This is a genomic window from Mesorhizobium sp. WSM4311 (assembly GCF_002295115.1).
GTDB lineage: Bacteria > Pseudomonadota > Alphaproteobacteria > Rhizobiales > Rhizobiaceae > Mesorhizobium.
Genome location: NZ_NSFV01000005.1, coordinates 40762 through 56799, shown reverse-complemented (window position 1 = coordinate 56799; position 16038 = coordinate 40762). Strand labels below are relative to the sequence as shown.

General features: G+C 65.4%; 14 protein-coding genes. 5 read left to right on the top strand and 9 right to left on the bottom strand.

Translation table 11 applies throughout. The features are described 5' to 3' along the window. Positions 1 to 38 precede the first annotated feature (38 nt). Positions 39 to 2456: a glucan 1,4-alpha-glucosidase gene (locus CK226_RS14325; RefSeq protein ID WP_095792221.1), complete on the bottom strand. Its 2418-nt coding sequence runs from the start codon at positions 2454 to 2456 to the stop codon at positions 39 to 41. Positions 2457 to 2665: 209 nt separating this feature from the next. Between CK226_RS14325 and CK226_RS14320 the strand changes: the two genes are divergently transcribed. The 5 genes from CK226_RS14320 (at position 2666) to CK226_RS14300 (ending at position 9352) form a co-directional block, all read left to right on the top strand. Continuing rightward, the gene (locus CK226_RS14320) at positions 2666 to 3679 is read left to right on the top strand and encodes an ABC transporter substrate-binding protein (RefSeq protein ID WP_095774873.1); all 1014 of its coding nucleotides are present in this window, start codon (positions 2666 to 2668) and stop codon (positions 3677 to 3679) included. A 49-nt stretch (positions 3680 to 3728) separates the two neighbouring features. Continuing rightward, a complete protein-coding gene (locus CK226_RS14315) occupies positions 3729 to 5198 on the top strand; it encodes a sugar ABC transporter ATP-binding protein (protein ID WP_095792220.1) in 1470 nt (489 codons plus the stop codon). Position 5199: 1 nt separating this feature from the next. Continuing rightward, the gene (locus CK226_RS14310) at positions 5200 to 6180 is read left to right on the top strand and encodes an ABC transporter permease (protein ID WP_179301053.1); all 981 of its coding nucleotides are present in this window, start codon (positions 5200 to 5202) and stop codon (positions 6178 to 6180) included. Positions 6181 to 6183: 3 nt separating this feature from the next. Beyond that, positions 6184 to 7131, top strand: a complete 948-nt coding sequence (locus CK226_RS14305) for an ABC transporter permease (protein ID WP_095788895.1) — start codon at positions 6184 to 6186, stop codon at positions 7129 to 7131. Positions 7132 to 7285: 154 nt separating this feature from the next. Continuing rightward, complete coding sequence (locus CK226_RS14300) at positions 7286 to 9352, top strand: 3-hydroxyacyl-CoA dehydrogenase NAD-binding domain-containing protein (protein WP_095792218.1); 2067 nt, start codon at positions 7286 to 7288, stop codon at positions 9350 to 9352. Between the two features lie 37 nt (positions 9353 to 9389). On the opposite strand, the gene CK226_RS14295 is transcribed toward CK226_RS14300, so the two are convergent. From CK226_RS14295 to CK226_RS14260, 8 genes are read right to left on the bottom strand one after another with little or no spacing between them, the layout of a single operon-like run. After that, complete coding sequence (locus CK226_RS14295) at positions 9390 to 10898, bottom strand: aldehyde dehydrogenase family protein (RefSeq protein WP_095792514.1); 1509 nt, start codon at positions 10896 to 10898, stop codon at positions 9390 to 9392. A gap of 20 nt (positions 10899 to 10918) precedes the next feature. Further along, positions 10919 to 11263, bottom strand: a complete 345-nt coding sequence (locus CK226_RS14290; RefSeq protein WP_095774732.1) for a cupin domain-containing protein — start codon at positions 11261 to 11263, stop codon at positions 10919 to 10921. A 22-nt stretch (positions 11264 to 11285) separates the two neighbouring features. Next, entirely contained in the window at positions 11286 to 11627 is a 342-nt protein-coding gene (locus CK226_RS14285) for a cupin domain-containing protein (RefSeq protein ID WP_095774731.1), read from the bottom strand. Between the two features lie 23 nt (positions 11628 to 11650). Next, on the bottom strand, positions 11651 to 12001 hold the full coding sequence (locus CK226_RS14280) for a cupin domain-containing protein (RefSeq protein WP_095792217.1): 351 nt from the start codon (positions 11999 to 12001) through the stop codon (positions 11651 to 11653). After that, positions 11998 to 13272 (bottom strand): glycosyltransferase, encoded by a 1275-nt coding sequence (locus CK226_RS14275; protein ID WP_095792216.1) that lies wholly within the window; start codon positions 13270 to 13272, stop codon positions 11998 to 12000. The genes CK226_RS14280 and CK226_RS14275 overlap by 4 nt, the downstream gene beginning before the upstream one ends. A 10-nt stretch (positions 13273 to 13282) precedes the next feature. Further along, on the bottom strand, positions 13283 to 14356 hold the full coding sequence (locus CK226_RS14270; RefSeq protein ID WP_095792215.1) for an ABC transporter ATP-binding protein: 1074 nt from the start codon (positions 14354 to 14356) through the stop codon (positions 13283 to 13285). Then, a complete protein-coding gene (locus tag CK226_RS14265; protein WP_095792214.1) occupies positions 14353 to 15147 on the bottom strand; it encodes an ABC transporter permease in 795 nt (264 codons plus the stop codon). The genes CK226_RS14270 and CK226_RS14265 overlap by 4 nt, the downstream gene beginning before the upstream one ends. Next, complete coding sequence (locus CK226_RS14260; protein ID WP_095792213.1) at positions 15140 to 15982, bottom strand: ABC transporter permease; 843 nt, start codon at positions 15980 to 15982, stop codon at positions 15140 to 15142. The genes CK226_RS14265 and CK226_RS14260 overlap by 8 nt, the downstream gene beginning before the upstream one ends. Between the last annotated feature and the right edge of the window lie 56 nt (positions 15983 to 16038).

Genomic DNA, 16038 nt, shown 5'->3' with positions numbered 1-16038 from the left:
GTTTCCTAGAGATTTTCTGGGTTTGTCGAGGAAGGATCTTAGCCGCTATCCCGCTCGCCTGATGTGACGGAGAAGTCGACATTCTCCCAATCGCCGGTTCCGGGCCAGAAAAAAGTGAAGATCAGCGTGCTTCCGCCGCGGAGGCTGGCGGTGGGAAGATCGGCAAGATGGATGCCGAAGGCATTTTCCGCCGTCTGGCTGTCATGGGCGGTTGCCCAATTGTCGCTGCTCCAGTGCACCGTGGCCGTGGCCAGCAATTCGATGCGCAGCGTCTTGCCCTCGGGCAGCGTGCGGATCTTGTTGTTGAAGCGCCAGGTCCTGAACGGCGATGTGGTCTTGCCCTGGATGTAGCGCTTCACGCCTTGCGGCGGCATATCGAAGACAACGCCGTCGCGCAGCGAGCGCAGCAGCTTGATATGCTCGGAATGCGCCCAGACCAGCGGCATGGCGCTGCCCGAAGGGCGGCCGTGCAGCAATTCGCGCTCGGGCAGGTCGGCGCCGTCCCAGACCTGCTCCGGCAACAGGCCGCCGGGCTCGGCCGAACCTTCCAATGCCGCCAGAAGATTGGCTGCCTTGTCCTTGCGCCCCGCCGCCAGTTCATAATGGGCGCGTTCGCCGGCCAGAAGCGGCCATGGCCGGCCCTGGCCGGTGCCGTCGAAAGGGGCGCCGTCCTGGTGTTCGCCATAGCCGTCGCCATTGTAGCGATACCAGAGCGAGCCTTGCGGCAGCGCGCAGCGTAACTGCGCGTCGATGACCTGGACCGTATCGACGATGCGCGGGTCATCAGCCGACCTCAGGCCGAAGCGCACCAGCGCCAGCGCGTCCGGGCTGACGATTTCCTGCGCCGGGCGGTTCGTGTCACCGGGCGGCCGGTTCTTGATCGGTACATAGCCGTCCTTCGGCGAGGCGGCCTCGGCGCTGTCGGGCGGCGCGATGCGGACATAATAGCCTTTGACGCCGGCCGCCTTGCCGATGCCCGTGTCGGTGGCATAGGTCCAGCGTTCGACCTGGTCGTTCCAGCCATCCGATGTCTCGCGCAGGTAGATTGCTTCGTCCTTCTTGCCGCAGGCATCGAGCAGGTCTGCAGCGGCAAGCAGCGCCGCGATCTCCACCGCCAGCGTGAACGGGCTGTAGCCGGCATCCTCTTCCCAGCGATCCTCGCCGGTGACCGGTCCATTGCGCACGACATAGGTCGCGGCGCGCTCGATCATCGGCAGGAAAGCGGCAAGCCTGGCGCGGGGCAGGTGTCCCGCGCGATGCAGGGCATCGGCCAAAAGCAGCGGGAAGGCGCATTCGTCCATCTGGATGCCGGGCCAATAGGCCGACCCGTCGAGCCAGGCATTTTGCGGCCAATGTCCGTCCGGCTGCTGGATGGAGCGCAGATACTCGAGGATCTGCAAGGCCGAGCCGGCATCGCCGGCGGCGAGAAAGCCGCCCGCCGTCTCGACCAGATCGCGCGGCCAGACCAGATGGTAGCCGCCGAGATCGTCGTCGCCCTTGTCGAAGCCCCAGGGGATGGACAGGCTGGCGACCGCCGCGCCCGGCATGGCGGTGGAGCGGTGCGTCGCCAGAACCGCGGTCGAGGCGCGATAGGTGTTGATGCCGGATGCCGCGTGCCGGTCCAGCGGCAGCAGTCCCGCCTGCCATTTGCGCCAATTCTGGACATAGGCCTTGGCGGTGGGCTCAAAGCCCGTCTTCAGGCTGGCGAAGGCATTTTCGGCGGCCTCGTCCGCTGTGGCGCCGAAACCCAGCGCCAGCACGGCTTTTGTCTTGGTCGGCGAAAAGCCGATCTCGCCGGTCAGCGCGACATTGCCGTCTTCCGCCCGTTGGCAAGCCGGATCGAGCATGCCGGTATGATTGAGTTGCTGCCAGCCGTCGGAGAAACCGACATAGCCGGCTGAACAATCCCGCCAGGGCAGCGACGAGGCCAGCGCCAGGCAAGAGCCGCGGCCCGAGGCGAACAGCACGGGCTTTCCCTCGTGGTCGCCGACCCAGGCGGTGTTGCCCATGCCGGCATTGACCAGATGCGGCGCCAGAAGCGCGTAGACGCGGTAATCGCCGGGCGCACCTTTAAGCGCCGTGAAGGTGATTTCCTGCAGCAGCACGGGTTGCGCCGGGTCGCAGAGGATGCGCTTCTCGATGCGGTAGGCGCCGTCGCCGGCGGTGTTGACCAGCCGGTAGGCGGGCACGCCTGCCTCGAAGGGCTCGATTTCATGCGCGGCATCACGCTTCTCTTCCGAGAAATAGCCGCCGGGACCGGTGACGATCAGGCCGAGATCGCGCGTGCAGGCGCTGTCGAGCCGTGGATAGTAGACTTCGTTGAGAATGCCGTGGCTGATGGTGAACCAGATGTGGCCGGCCGGCGAAAGCGACGTCCCGACGCCGCTCTTGGCGCTCGACGTCCAGCGCGCCGGAATGCCCGGCGCGCCCGGGGGAACGATCGGCGTCACTGCCATCTCTGTTGGCCTCCTGTGCGCATGGCTTACCCATCCACCGACGCCATTTCAATTGGCGCACCGCAAGTTGATCGGCAGGCTTTGCGGATTGCAGTTGACAGGCCGCTATGCCATCTTCATTTGTCTGACAATCGATAAAAAACAGGAACGCAGGCGCGACTTTCCACCTAAAATCCGCACGACCAGCAACTCTTGGGAGGAGTATGAACATGAAGAAACTGTTAGCTCTGAGCGCTCTTGCCGCGATGCTCGCATCAGGCACGGCGCTTGCCGATACCAGCGGCAAGAAGATCGCATTCTCGAACAATTACGCCGGCAATTCGTGGCGGCAGGCGATGCTCGACAGCTACGGCATCGTCACCAAGAAGGCGGTCGCCGACAAGATCGTCGGCGCGGCCGACATCTTCACCACCGCCGACAAGGAAGTGCCGACGCAGGCAGCCCAGGTGCAGAACCTGATCCTGCAGGGCTATGACGCCATCGTCATCAACGCCGCCTCGCCGGATGCGCTCAACGGCGCCATCAAGCAGGCCTGCGACGCCGGTATCACGGTCGTCTCCTTCGACGGCACCGTGACCGAGCCCTGCGCCTACCGCGTCGTCGTCGACTTCAAGGACATGGGCAAGCAGGAAGTCGAGCAGATGGCCAAGTTCCAGCCCAAGGGCGGGAACCTTTTGGAAATCCGTGGCCTGGCCGGTACCTCGATCGACGATGCCATCCATGCCGGCATCCTCGAAGGCGTCGCCGCGCATCCCGAGTTCAAGATCGTCGGCTCGGTGACCGGCGACTGGGATCAGACGACGGCGCAGAAAGCCGTCGCGACCATCCTGCCTTCATTGCCCGATATCGTCGGCATCGTCGACCAGGGCGGTGACGGGTATGGCGCCGCACAGGCTTTCGCCGCCGCCGGCAAGCCGCGCCCGACCATCATCATGGGCAACCGGCAGGACGAGCTGAAGTGGTGGAAGGAACAGAAGGACAAGGACGGCTACAAGACCTGGTCGGCTTCGATCGCGCCCGGCGTGTCGTCGCTCGCCTTCTGGGTGGCGCAGCAGGTGCTCGATGGCCGCAAGGACATTCCGCACGACCTGCTGGTGCCGTATCTGGCCTTCACCCAGGACGACTTCGAGGCAGCCCTGCCGAAGATCAAGGAAGGCGGCGTCGCCACCCACGAATACACGCAGGAAGACGCCCTCGCGGCGATCAAGGCCAACATCAAGTGAATGTCGCGCTTGCGTTGCCCTTCGTACCATCGCGCGGATATATCTAGGCATGCCCGAAGGGAACGCTGACATCATCAGACTGAACGGCGCCGAAAAACATTTCGGCGCCGTTCGCGCGCTGGGCGGGGTGGACTTCCACGTCCGGCCCGGCGAATGCGTCGGCCTGGTCGGCCACAATGGCGCCGGCAAATCGACGCTGATGCACATGGTCGCGGGCACACTCACGCCCGACAGCGGCCAGATCGCCGTGCATGGCGGCATCGAGGACAACTACGCGGTGTCGCGGGCGCAAAAGCTCGGCATACGCTGCGTGTTCCAGGAACTGTCGCTGTGCCCCAATCTCAGCGTCGCCGAAAACACGCGCATCAACCATGCCTCGCTCTCAGGCCTCGGCTGGCGGCGCAAGGCGGCCGCGCTGATCACCGCCAAGCTTGACGAGATCTTTCCCGATCACGGCATCTCGGCCTGGGATATTGTCGGCGACCTGTCGATCGGCCGGCGCCAGATGGTCGAGGTGGCGCGCGCCTTCACGGTGACGCAGGACAGGCTCGACCTCGTCATCCTCGACGAGCCAACATCATCGCTGGACGCGCACACGGCTGGCCAATTGCTGGCCTTCGTGCGCCGCTTCATCGCCGGCGGCAAGAGCTGCATCCTGATCTCGCATGTTCTGGGCGAGGTGCTCAGGAATGCCGACCGCATCGTGGTGATGCGCGACGGCAAGGTGGTGGTCGCCGACGCGGCGAATGCCTTCGACCGCGACCGGCTGGTGACCGCGATGGGCGGGGCGGAAGCGCGCCAGAAGATCGCCGCCGAGATTGCCGCGGCCAAGCCGGCTGACGGTCCGTTGCGGGTGCGGGCGCGTCCCGCCGCGCAGAAGGACGGCGCCGACCTTGTCGCCCGCGCCGGCGAGATCATCGGCCTTGCCGGGCTGGCGGGACACGGCCAGACCGACCTGTTGCTGGCGATCTTCGCTGCCGCCTCCCGCGCCAGGACCGGCATCGAAGTGACCGCGCCGGTGGCGCTGGTCGCCGGGGACCGCCAGTCGGACGGGATCTTCCCGCAATGGTCGATCGCCGAGAACATCGGCATCCGATCGCTGGCGCGGCTGCGCAACGGGCTGCTGATCTCGCCGCGGCGCGAGGCCGAGTTGGCCCAGTTCTGGCAGAAGAAGATCGGCATCCGCACGCCCGACATGAACAACAACATCTTCTCGCTTTCGGGCGGCAACCAACAGAAGGCGCTGTTTGCCCGCGCGCTCGGCTCGGATGCCCAGATCGTGCTGATGGACGATCCGATGCGCGGCGTCGATATAGGCACCAAGCTGGAAGTCTACGACCTCGTGCGCGAGGAGGCTGGCCGCGGCCGCACCTTCCTCTGGTACACCACGGAAACCGAGGAACTCGACAATTGCGACCATGTCTATGTCTTCAAGAACGGCCGCATCGTCGCCAATCTGGGTCGCGACGAATTGACCGAGGAGAAGATCATCCAGTCCTCCTTCGGCGATGCGGCCTGAGATGACCGCCGCCAGCCTCGACGCCACCACCAGGAGCTCCGCCGAGCGTGGCGCGCTGGCCCGTGCCCGCCTGCTGCGCGGGCTGCTGCCGGCGCTGTCGCTGGCATTGGTGCTGCTCGCCATCGCCTGGCTCAACCCACGCGCCATCAGCTATTTCGGCTTCAGCCTGATGCTGAACCTGGCGATCCCGATCGCGCTGGCGACGATCGCGCAGATGTTCGTCATTTCAGGCAATGAGCTCGACCTGTCGATCGGCACCTTCGTCGGTTTCGTCGGCTGCGTCACCGCGACCTGGCTGAAGGACGCGCCGCTCATCGGCGTCGCCATCCTGGTTGGCTCGATCGGCGTCTATGCGCTGCTCGGCGCGCTGATCCGCCTGCGCAATCTGCCGTCGATCGTGGTGACGCTCGGCATGAGTTTCGTCTGGCAGGGGCTCGCCATCCTCGTCCTGCCCAAGCCCGGCGGCAAGGCGCCGGACTGGCTGCTGGCGATCATGTCGTTCAAGCCGCCCTTCGTGCCGTTCCCGATCATCGCGGCGCTGCTGATAGGCCTCATCGTCCATTTCGGCCTGATGCGCACCTCCTATGGCGTAATCCTGCGCGGCTCCGGCGGCAATGCGGCCGCGCTCAAGCGCGCCGGCTGGTCGCTGCTCAAAACCAAGATCGTGCTGTTCGCGCTGGCAGGCGTGTTCGGCGTGCTGTCGGGCATGGCGCTGATCGGCATCACCACCTCGGCCGATGCCAATATCGGCAATGGCTATACGCTGCTGTCGATCGCCGGCGTCATCCTCGGCGGCGGTGAATTCGTCGGCGGCCGGGTGTCGCCGATCGGCGCGGTGATCGGCGCGCTGACACTGGCGCTGGCCGCCTCGCCGCTGCTCACCTTCATGCACATTCCGCCGGACTGGCAGGTGGCCGCCAACGGCGCCATCCTGATCATCGTGCTGGCGGCGCGGGTGCTGATCAGCCGCAGGGAGAGGTAAGCGATGATCCTGGTTAGATCGCTGGCCGGCAAGCCCTGGGTATGGTCGTTCCTCGGCGCGCTTGTCGTGTGGCTGGCGACGATCGCCTTCACCGGCGGCTACGGCGCCGGCGGCATGGTCACGGCGGCGTTGTCGCTCGCGGTGTTCACGGTCATCGTCGGCGTCGGCCAGATGTTCGTCATCACGCTTGGGCCCGGCAATGTCGACCTGTCGCTGCCGGCCAATATCGGCCTCGCCAGCGCGGTCGCCATGAAAGTGATGGCCGGCAGCGATTCCATGATCGTTGTAGGCCTTCTGGCGGCGCTCGCCTGCGGCGCGGCGATCGGCGCGGTCAACTATCTGCTGATCTGGGCGCTGCGCATTCCGCCGATCATCGCCACCTTGTCGGCGAGCTTCATCATCCAGTCGATCGACATCAGCTATGGGCGTGGGCTGCAGATCAAGCCGCCGCCCGGCTTTGCCGATTTCACCAACTGGCAGATCCTGGGCATTCCGGTGCTGGCGGTGCTGACCGTGCTGTTCACCATCGGCGCGGCCATCGCCCTGCAGCGCATGATCTATGGCCGCTCGGTGCTGGCGATCGGCCAGAACATCCGCGCCGCATGGCTCGCCGGCGTCAATGTCGGCCGCATCCGCTTCCTCACCTACACGCTGTCGGGCGCGCTCGGCGGCATCGACGGCGCGCTGCTCGCCGGCTATTTCCGCGGCGCCAATGTCGATATCGGCAATGAATATCTGCTCGCCTCGATCGCCGTCGTCGTCATCGGCGGCACGTCGGTGGCCGGCGGCAAGGCCAATGTGCCCGGCGTGTGGGGCGCGGCGCTGTTTCTGGTGCTGCTCTTGACCATGCTCAACACATTCGGGGTCAGCGCGGGCGTTCGCCTGCTTTTGACGGGGCTGATCATCGTCGGGGTGATTACGGCGGCAGGCGGGGAAAAGGCGGTGCGGTGATCGCCGTTCCCGAGCGTCCGGCGAGCATCGCCGCGAGCTTCTGGGGCAGTCCGTCGCGCCGCCAAACGTTGGGCCAGCCCAACAGCGGGTTCCCATTCGCGGCGCGGCCTAGTAAACCCTTCCGCGATTTCGGTCGGTCCCGGGAGGGCTCTGCTTGTCCAATTCTGTCAGCGTCGTGAACGACAATGGCGTCGCCATCGTCACCATCGACAATCCGCCGGTCAATGCACTGAGTTTCCATGTCCGCGAGCCGCTGATGCAGGCGCTTGTCGACTTGCGCGATGACGCTTCGGTCACGGCCATCGTGATTGCCTGCGCCGGGCGGACCTTTGTCGCCGGCGCCGACATCACCGAATTCGGCAAGCCGGTGCAGCAGCCTGATCTGCGCGCCACCGTTGCGATGCTGGAAACCATCGCCAAACCGACGGTCGCCGCCATCCACGGCACCGCGCTCGGCGGCGGGCTGGAACTGGCGCTCGGCTGTCATTTCCGCGTTGCCGATGCCGGCGCCAAACTCGGCCTGCCCGAAGTGAAGCTCGGCCTCTTGCCGGGCGGCGGCGGCACGGTGCGGCTGCCGCGCCTGGTCGGCGCGGTGAAGGCGCTGAAGATGATTGTCTCGGGTTCGCCGGTCGGTGCCGACGAGGCGCATGAAGCCGGGCTCGTTGACGCTGTCTTCGAAGGCGACCTCACCACGCATACCGTGAACTTCGCCCGGGAAATCGCCCGCAAGGGTGGTCCGTTCACGCCGGTGCGCGATCGCAATGACGGGCTTGGGGAAACCGATCTGGCGGCTTTCGACGCCGAGGCGGCGGACCTCGCCAGGAAAGCGCGCGGGCTGGAAGCGCCGGTCGCCTGCGCGCAAGCCGTGCGCAACGCCCTCACGCTACCCTTCGACGAGGCGCTGGCGGCGGAGCGCGCGCTGTTCGCGAAACTGGTCGCCAGCGACCAGTCGCGGGCGCAACGGCACCTGTTCTTCGCCGAACGCGAGGCGGCGAAGCTTCCGGGCAAGGACACGCCCAAGCGCAGGATTGCCCGCGTCGGCGTCATCGGCGCCGGCACCATGGGCGGCGGCATCGCCATGGCCTTCGCCAATGGCGGTTTTTCGGTCACCTTGCTGGAAACCAGCGCGGAAGCGCTGCAGCGCGGGCTGGGCATGATCGAGAAGAACTATGCCGTCTCCGTTTCGCGTGGTTCCCTGACCGAAGACGCCAGGCGTCAGCGGCTCGCCCAGTTCAAGGGCTCGACCGACTATGCCGATCTCGCCGATTGCGACCTGATCATCGAGGCGGTGTTCGAGGACATGGCGGTGAAGAAGCAGGTTTTCGGCAAGCTGGATGCTATCGCCAAGCCGGGCGCCATCCTCGCCACCAACACCTCCTATCTCGACATCAATGAAATCGCCGGCTCGATCTCGCGGCCGCAGGATGTGCTCGGCCTGCATTTCTTCTCGCCGGCCAATGTCATGAAGCTCTTGGAGATCGTGCGGGCCGACAAGACCGCGCCGGATGCGCTGGCGACGGTGGTCGATCTCGCGCGGCGGATCGGCAAGGTGGCGGTCGTCGTCGGCGTCTGCCACGGCTTCGTCGGCAACCGCATGCTGGCCGCACGCGGTTCGGAATCGGAAGCGCTGCTGCTGGAGGGCGCGACACCCAGCCAGATCGACAAGGTCTTCACCGATTTCGGCTGGCCGATGGGCCCGTTCCAGATGGGCGATCTCGCCGGCCTCGACATTGGCTGGCGCAACCGCAAGGCGCGCGGCCTGACGGCCGTTATCGCCGACACGCTGTGCGAACTGGGACGTTTCGGCCAGAAGACTGGTCGGGGTTTCTATCTCTACGAAGCCGGCGCAAGGGCAGGCGTTCCAGATCCGGAGGTCGAGGCGCTGATCCGCGACAAGGCTGCTGAGAAGGGCATTGCGCCGCGCGCGATCAGCGCGGAAGAAATCATCGAGCGCACGCTCTATCCCCTGGTCAACGAGGGAGCGAAAATCCTCGAAGAGAAGATCGCGGCCCGTGCCTCCGACATCGATGTCGTCTGGGCCAATGGCTACGGTTTTCCCATCGGCAAGGGCGGCCCGATGTTCTGGGCCGGTCTCGAAGGGCCGGCAAAGATCGTCGAACGGCTCGACCAGTGGCACAAGCGGACCGGCAAGGACGTGTTCAAGCCGGCTCCGCTGCTGAAGCGGATGGCCGAGACCGGCTCCTGGGAGGCCGAGGCGTAAACCTCGTCGAGCCGCGCGGTGTTGCCGCGCCATTCCCTCACACGTGCTTGCGGCCGCCGGTCTCGCGGAACCAGTTGTCGGGGTAGGGATACCACCAGTCCTGGATCGCCGGTCTGTGGTCGATGATGACCATCTTCGAGCGACGGAAGGCATCGAGCCCCTGCCGTCCCAGTTCGCGGCCGAGGCCTGACGCCTTCCAGCCGCCGAAGGGCAGGGCGTCATTGTCGATCAGCGGGTTGTTGACCCAGACCATGCCGGCCTCGAGCCGTTCGGCCGCCTCATGCGCTTCGGCGAGGTCGGTGGTGAACACCGAGGCGCCGAGCCCGAACGGGCTGTCATTCGCAAGCCGTATCGCCTCGTCGAAATCCTTCACGCGGCAGATGGCGGCGACCGGCCCAAAACACTCTTCGCGCACGATCGCCATGCCAGGGGTGACGCCAGTCAGGATCGTCGGTTCGTAGAACCAGCCGGTGTCGTGCGACGGCGGGATGCGCCCGCCGGTGACGGCCTTGGCGCCATGGGCAATGGCGTTATCGACAAGACGCATGACCTTGGCTCGAGCCGCTTCGCTGACCAGGGGGCCGATCTCGGTCTTGTCCATGCCGTTGCCGATGCGCAGCGTGCGTGTCCTTTCGGCAAACAACTCGACGAAGCGGTCATGCACGGCATCGACGACGAAGAAGCGCTCGGCCGAAGTGCAGACCTGGCCTGTGAGGTGGAAGGCAGCGGTAACGCTGCCGGCCGCGGCGACCTCCAGCGGCGCGTGTTCACTGATGATCAGCGGGTCGCTGCCGCCGGCCTCGATGACGCAAGGCTTCATGCGTTCGGCGCAGGCGACGGCCACCGCCTTGCCGGCGGCGACCGAGCCGGTGAAGGCAACCGCATGGGTGCGGTCGGACGTGATCAGCCCCTGGGCGGTCGCCGCTCCGCCGGGCAGGCAGGAGACCAGGCCTGCCGGCAGCGAGCGGAACACGGCCATGTAGTCCAGCGTCGACAGCGTCGTCGCCTCGGCCGGCTTGACGATGCAGGCATTGCCCGCGGCAAGCGATGCCGCCACGGTCCAGCACATCAGCAGGATCGGAAAATTGTAGGGCATGATGTGGACGGAGACGCCATAGGGCTCGTAGCGCGCATATTGGAACGAGCCGGCCTGCGTCGTGCCGGCGATCTTGCCGGCGTCGTCGCGCGCCATCTCGGCATAGTAGCGGAAGATCGGCGCGCAATTGGCGATCTCGCCGATGGCTTCCGGATAAGGCTTGCCCATCTCGCGCACCATCAGCTCGGCGCAGCGGGTGAAATCGGCGGCCTCGATGGCGTTGGCTACGGCATGCAGGTGCTTCGCCCGGCTCTTGGCATCGAGCCTTTTCCAGGCGGCCTGCGCCCCGGTCGCGGCGGCGAGCGCGGCATCGATCTCGCCATCGCTGGCCGCGGCGATGGCGCCGACCGTTTCCAGCGTGGCCGGATCGATCACCGGTTTGTTTGCACCCGCCATCGGCCGGTAGTCCGGATTGACGAAGAAGGTCGGCCGGTCAGCGGAGAAATGCATGGACATCCTCTCAGATCCGCTCAGCGGATCATGTAGACCTTCTTGATGGTCTCATGGACGGTGCAGACGCCCTTCCAGTCCTGTGGGAAGAAAGCCGCCGTGTCCGGCTCGATTTCGATCACCTCGCCCGATTCGTGCACATAGGTGCAGCGGCCTTCGAGGAAATGGCAGAACTCGTCGCGGGTGACGTGGCAGTGCCATTTGCCCGGCGTGCAGACCCACAACCCGCATTCGGAGCGGCCTTCCGGCCCCTTGTGGAGCAGCTTGCCCGAGGTGTGGGACTGGCCCTCGATCATCGTCGGGATGATGCCCCAGTCGACGAGGTCGGTGACGGCGAGCGGCGATTGCATGATGGGCGTGGTCATATGGATTTCCTTGAAATGATGCTCACCGGCACATGAAGGCCTTGGTCAGCGTTTGCGTGACGATGGAAATGCCGGTCCAGCCGGCCGGAAAGAACACCAGCGTGCCGGCCTCGACCGGAATCTGTTCGCCGTGCTCGTGGACATAGCTGCCGTGACCAGACAGGAAGTGGCAGAACTCGTCGGTGGCGAAGGTGACCTTGCGGGTGCCCGGCGTGCACGACCACAGGCCGCATTCGCTCGACCCGTCCGGATTCTGCGACAGGATCTTGCCGGAGGCGCGCGGCGCGCCGGCAAGCGTGTTGCTGCCCGCGCCCCAATCCTCCAGTTCCACGCTCGAGGCCTGTGGCCAGTGCGGTGTCGACATGTCTTGCTCCCTGTGTCGCGATGTCAGGCCAGCATGTAGATGTTGCGCATGGTCTCGTGCACCGTGCATTCGCCCGTCCAGCCGGCGGGGAACATGACCACGGTCCCGGCCGAGACTTCTATCACTTCGCCGACATCCGAGCGGTAGGTCGCACGGCCGACGACGAAATGGCACAATTCATCGCGCGGGATCGAGAGCCGCCAGCGGCCCGGCGTGCAGACCCAGATGCCGGATTCCGGCTGGTTGTTCGGGCCCTTGTGCAGCAGCCTGCCGGTGGAGTGCGACGCGCCGTCCAGTACGTCCGGCTGGGCGCCCCAGTCGACGAGATCGGTGCGGGTGGATGCCTGGTGAAGATGCGGAGCGGAGGAGGTCACAGCAACGCCTCCAGCAAACCGGCAGCCTTCTCAGGCCCGCTCTGCGCGTGCATCTGTGCCGATGTCCTCGCCAGCTCCGCCTTCATCTGGGGATCGGTCAGGCAGGCCTCGATCTTCGCGACCAGAACGGTATCGCTCCAGTCGTAGCGCGGCATGCCGAAGCCATGGCCGGTTTCCTCGACGCGGGTGGCGTTGTCGTGACCATCCCAGACATAGGGCATGATGATCGCCGGCTTGCCGAAATAGAGGCACTCGGTGAACGAGTTGTTGCCGCCATGGTGGATGACGGCATCGACCTGCGGGATCACCGAAGGCTGCGGGAACCAGCTCTCGACGATGACGTTGCCGGGCACGTCCGTATACTGATCCTTGTAGCCGCCGACATTGACCAGCGCGCGGTAGCGGGTCTTGCCCAGCGTGGCGATGATGCGCTTCAAGAGCTCGACATCGCCGGCGCCGAGGCTGCCGAAGGAGACATAGAGCAGCGGCCCGTCATTGTTCTTCGCGAAGGTGGGCACCGCATAGGGCTTCTCCTGCCGCACGCAGCCTTCGAGATACTGGAATTTCACCGGGTCGAGCGGATGGCGGCGCTTGAACTTCGCCGCTTCGGGATAGAGCAGCAAATTGAGATAGGGCGAGGCCTCGAAGAACTGGCCGATCGGGTAAGGCGCCTCGTTGTTGGCCTTCAGGAAGGCATTGAAGTCGTCATGGATCGGCTTGATCACCGCGTTGAAGTGGTCGCGGTAGCGCTGGTGGCCGGCATGGTCATTCTCGCCGCAGCCCGACAGATGCGGCGGGATGTCCTCGTCCTCGATCTCGTTTTCCGAGCAGGAGATGACGCGCACCCATGGCTTGCCGAACTGTTTTATGGCTGGGAACAGGATGACATTGTCGACGCAGATGACATCGGGCTTGATGGCGGCCAGCACGCCCGGCAGATCCTTCTGCGCCCATTTGGCGCTGTCGACGATCGCCGTCCAGCAATCCTTGACGTAATTGTCGACCTGGTCGTAGGGCGATTTGCGGAAATTCGGGATGTGGCCGTTGATGAAGTCCTCCCAGAATTTCGCCATCTGCTCGGGCGGCATCGGCTCGGACAGGTTCACCGGATGCGCCTCGAAGCCGTAGCCCCGATAGACCTCGACGAAGCCGGGATCGGACAGGAACACCGCCTTGTGGCCGCGCGCCTCGACGGCCTGGGCGATGCCGACGGAATTGAGCGCCGGGCCGTAGGCGGCTTCCGGGAAAAAGGCGATCGTCTTCTGCGCCATCAAGCTTCTCCTATTCTGCGAAAATTCTGACATCAGCGGCATCCCAGCCGAGTTCGACCTGGTCGCCCGACGACACTGGCCGGCGGTCGGCTGCGTCCGCGGTGACGCGCACCAGGAACGGCTTTGGCGACAGCGGTGTGCGGATATGCAGCTGCAGATCGAGGCCGTGATAGGCCAGCGCCTCGACCGTGCCGATGGTGCGGTTGGCGGTCTCGATCGATGGGAATAGCCTGATGCGTTCCGGCCGCACCGAAGCTACGGCCGAAGCACCGGGCGTGAGCGTTGCGGGAACCTTACCGGCAATGCGCGCGCCATTCACGGCCACCACACCATCGGCTGACGCCTTGCCCGGGATGAAATTCATCACGCCGATGAAGTCGGCGACGAAACGGTCGGCCGGATGCTCGTAGACCGTGTGCGGGGTGTCGCATTGCAACAGTTTGCCATCCTTGAGCACCGCCATGCGATCGGCCATGACGAGCGATTCTTCCTGGTCGTGGGTGACGATGACGAAGGTGATGCCGACCTCGTGCTGCAGGCGTTTCAATTCCAGTTGCATGGCGCCGCGCAGTTTCTTGTCGAGCGCGCCGAGCGGCTCGTCGAGCAGCAGCAGCCTTGGCCGCTTGACCAGGGCGCGGGCCAGCGCGACGCGCTGCTTCTGGCCGCCCGACAATTGCTCCGGCCTGCGGTCGGCGAAGGGGACGAGCTCGGTGGTCCCCAGGATGGCGTCGACGCGGGAACGGATTTCGTTAGCCGGCAAGCGCTCCATCTCCAACCCATAGGAGACATTGGCGCGCACGCTCATATGCGGGAACAGCGCGTAGGACTGGAACATCAGGTTGACCGGCCGCTTGTTGGGCAGGGTCCTGGCGATGTCCTTGCCGTCGAGCAGGATGCGCCCGTCGCTCGGGGTCTCGAAACCGGCCAGCATGCGCAAGAGCGTGGTCTTGCCGCAGCCGGAGGGCCCAAGCAGCGCGAAGAACTCGTTCTCCCGGATATCGAGCGAGATGCCGTCAACGGCCGTGACCCGGCCGAAATTCTTCGACACATGATCGATGGCCAACAGCGTGCGCGGTTCGCTCATTGGCCGATCATTCCCCTGTTAAGCCGCTGCGACAGGGTCAGCGCGGTGATGCTTACGGCCATGACGATGGTCGCCAGCGCGTTGATCTCAGGTGTGATGCCGAAGCGGATCATGGCGTAGATCTGCATCGGCAGCGTGGTCGAGGCACGGCCGGCGCCAGCGGTGAAGAAGGCGATGATGAACTCGTCGACCGACAGCGTGAAGGCGAGCAGCGCGCCGGCGATCACGGCAGGCGCGATGACCGGCAAGGTCACGCGCCGAAAGGTGGTGAGCGCGCAGGCGCCGAGATCGGCGGAGGCCTCGACGATCGACCAGTCGAAGGTCTTCAGCCTTGCGCGCACCACCGAGCAGACGAAGGCGAGGTTGAAGACGACATGGGCGAGGATGATTGTGTGCAGGCCCATGGTCAAATTGAGCATGGAGAAGAACGACAGCAGCGCGATCGCCAGCACGATGTCGGGAATGATCATCGGCGCGAAGATCAGGGCTTCCAGCCCCTTGCCATACTGCCGGCGCATCTCGACGCCGATCGCCAGCAGCGTGCCGAGCAAGGTGGCGATGGCGGTGGAGACCAGCGCCACGATCAGCGTGTTGAGGGCGGCCGACAGGATCGCGGAATTGTTGGCCAGCGAGGCGTACCATTTCAGCGAGAAGCCAGACCAGGCCGTCGGCAGCCCGCCTTCGTTGAAGGAGAGCGCCACCAGCACGGCGATGGGGATGTAGAGGAAGGCCAAGACCAGGCTCAGCACGAGCCACAGCGTGCGCCGCGTCGCAGGGGGGCGCTCAGCCATCCGCGCCTCCCCCGGCCTGCATTGCCGGCCCCGAGGCGCGGTCGGCGGCGAGCGCCTGCGCCATCAGGACCAGAAGCATGATGGCGATCAGCGCCATCGCCAAGGCGGCACCGAAGGGCCAGTCATTGGCGGTGAGGAACTGGTCGTAGACGAGATTGCCGATCATCTGGAATCGGCCGCCGCCGAGCAACGCCGGGGTGACGAAATTGCCGATCGACAACACGAAGACGAAGACGGCGCCGGCGGCGATGCCGGGCACGGTCAGCGGCAGGATGACACGGCGGAATGTGGTGGCGGCCGAGGCGCCGAGATCGCGCGAGGCTTCGGCGAGTTCGGGGTTGAGCCGCGACAGCGGCGCGTAGCAGGCGAGGATGACGAAGGGCAGATAGTTGTAGACGAGGCCGGCGATGACCGCGCCTTCGGTATAGAGCATTGACGGCGGTTCGCCGGTATAGCCGAGCCAGCGCAGGAGCTGCGTGATCAGGCCTTCGCGGTTGAGCAGCACTATCCAGGCATAGGTGCGGATCAAATAGTTCGACCAGAACGGTAGCACGGCAAAGAACAGGAACACAGGCTGCCAGCGGCGCGGGGCAGCGGAGATGGCGTAGGCGGCGGCATAGCCGATCACCGCCGCGATCAGGGTGGCGGTGCCGGCGATGCGCGCCGACTTCAGGAAAATGCCGGCATAGAGCGGGTCGAAGACCAGCCCGAAATTCTCCAGCGTGAAGGTGTAGTCGATGCCGCCATAAATGCCGCGGCGGAAGAAGGCGAGCGCCAGCACCAGCGCGCACGGCACCACCATCAGCGCCGTCAACCAGACCAGAGCCGGGGCCATCAGCAGGGAGGAGCGAGAGGGGACGGAACGCAAGCTTGCTTCCAAGACGCTGCTGG

Coding starts and splice junctions, on each gene's coding strand:
- CK226_RS14325 (WP_095792221.1), bottom strand. CDS start 2,456: ATGGCAGTGACGCCGATCGTTCCCCCGGGCGCGCCGGGCATTCCGGCG.
- CK226_RS14320 (WP_095774873.1), top strand. CDS start 2,666: ATGAAGAAACTGTTAGCTCTGAGCGCTCTTGCCGCGATGCTCGCATCA.
- CK226_RS14315 (WP_095792220.1), top strand. CDS start 3,729: ATGCCCGAAGGGAACGCTGACATCATCAGACTGAACGGCGCCGAAAAA.
- CK226_RS14310 (WP_179301053.1), top strand. CDS start 5,200: ATGACCGCCGCCAGCCTCGACGCCACCACCAGGAGCTCCGCCGAGCGT.
- CK226_RS14305 (WP_095788895.1), top strand. CDS start 6,184: ATGATCCTGGTTAGATCGCTGGCCGGCAAGCCCTGGGTATGGTCGTTC.
- CK226_RS14295 (WP_095792514.1), bottom strand. CDS start 10,898: ATGCATTTCTCCGCTGACCGGCCGACCTTCTTCGTCAATCCGGACTAC.
- CK226_RS14290 (WP_095774732.1), bottom strand. CDS start 11,263: ATGACCACGCCCATCATGCAATCGCCGCTCGCCGTCACCGACCTCGTC.
- CK226_RS14285 (WP_095774731.1), bottom strand. CDS start 11,627: ATGTCGACACCGCACTGGCCACAGGCCTCGAGCGTGGAACTGGAGGAT.
- CK226_RS14275 (WP_095792216.1), bottom strand. CDS start 13,272: ATGGCGCAGAAGACGATCGCCTTTTTCCCGGAAGCCGCCTACGGCCCG.
- CK226_RS14270 (WP_095792215.1), bottom strand. CDS start 14,356: ATGAGCGAACCGCGCACGCTGTTGGCCATCGATCATGTGTCGAAGAAT.
- CK226_RS14265 (WP_095792214.1), bottom strand. CDS start 15,147: ATGGCTGAGCGCCCCCCTGCGACGCGGCGCACGCTGTGGCTCGTGCTG.
- CK226_RS14260 (WP_095792213.1), bottom strand. CDS start 15,982: ATGGCCCCGGCTCTGGTCTGGTTGACGGCGCTGATGGTGGTGCCGTGC.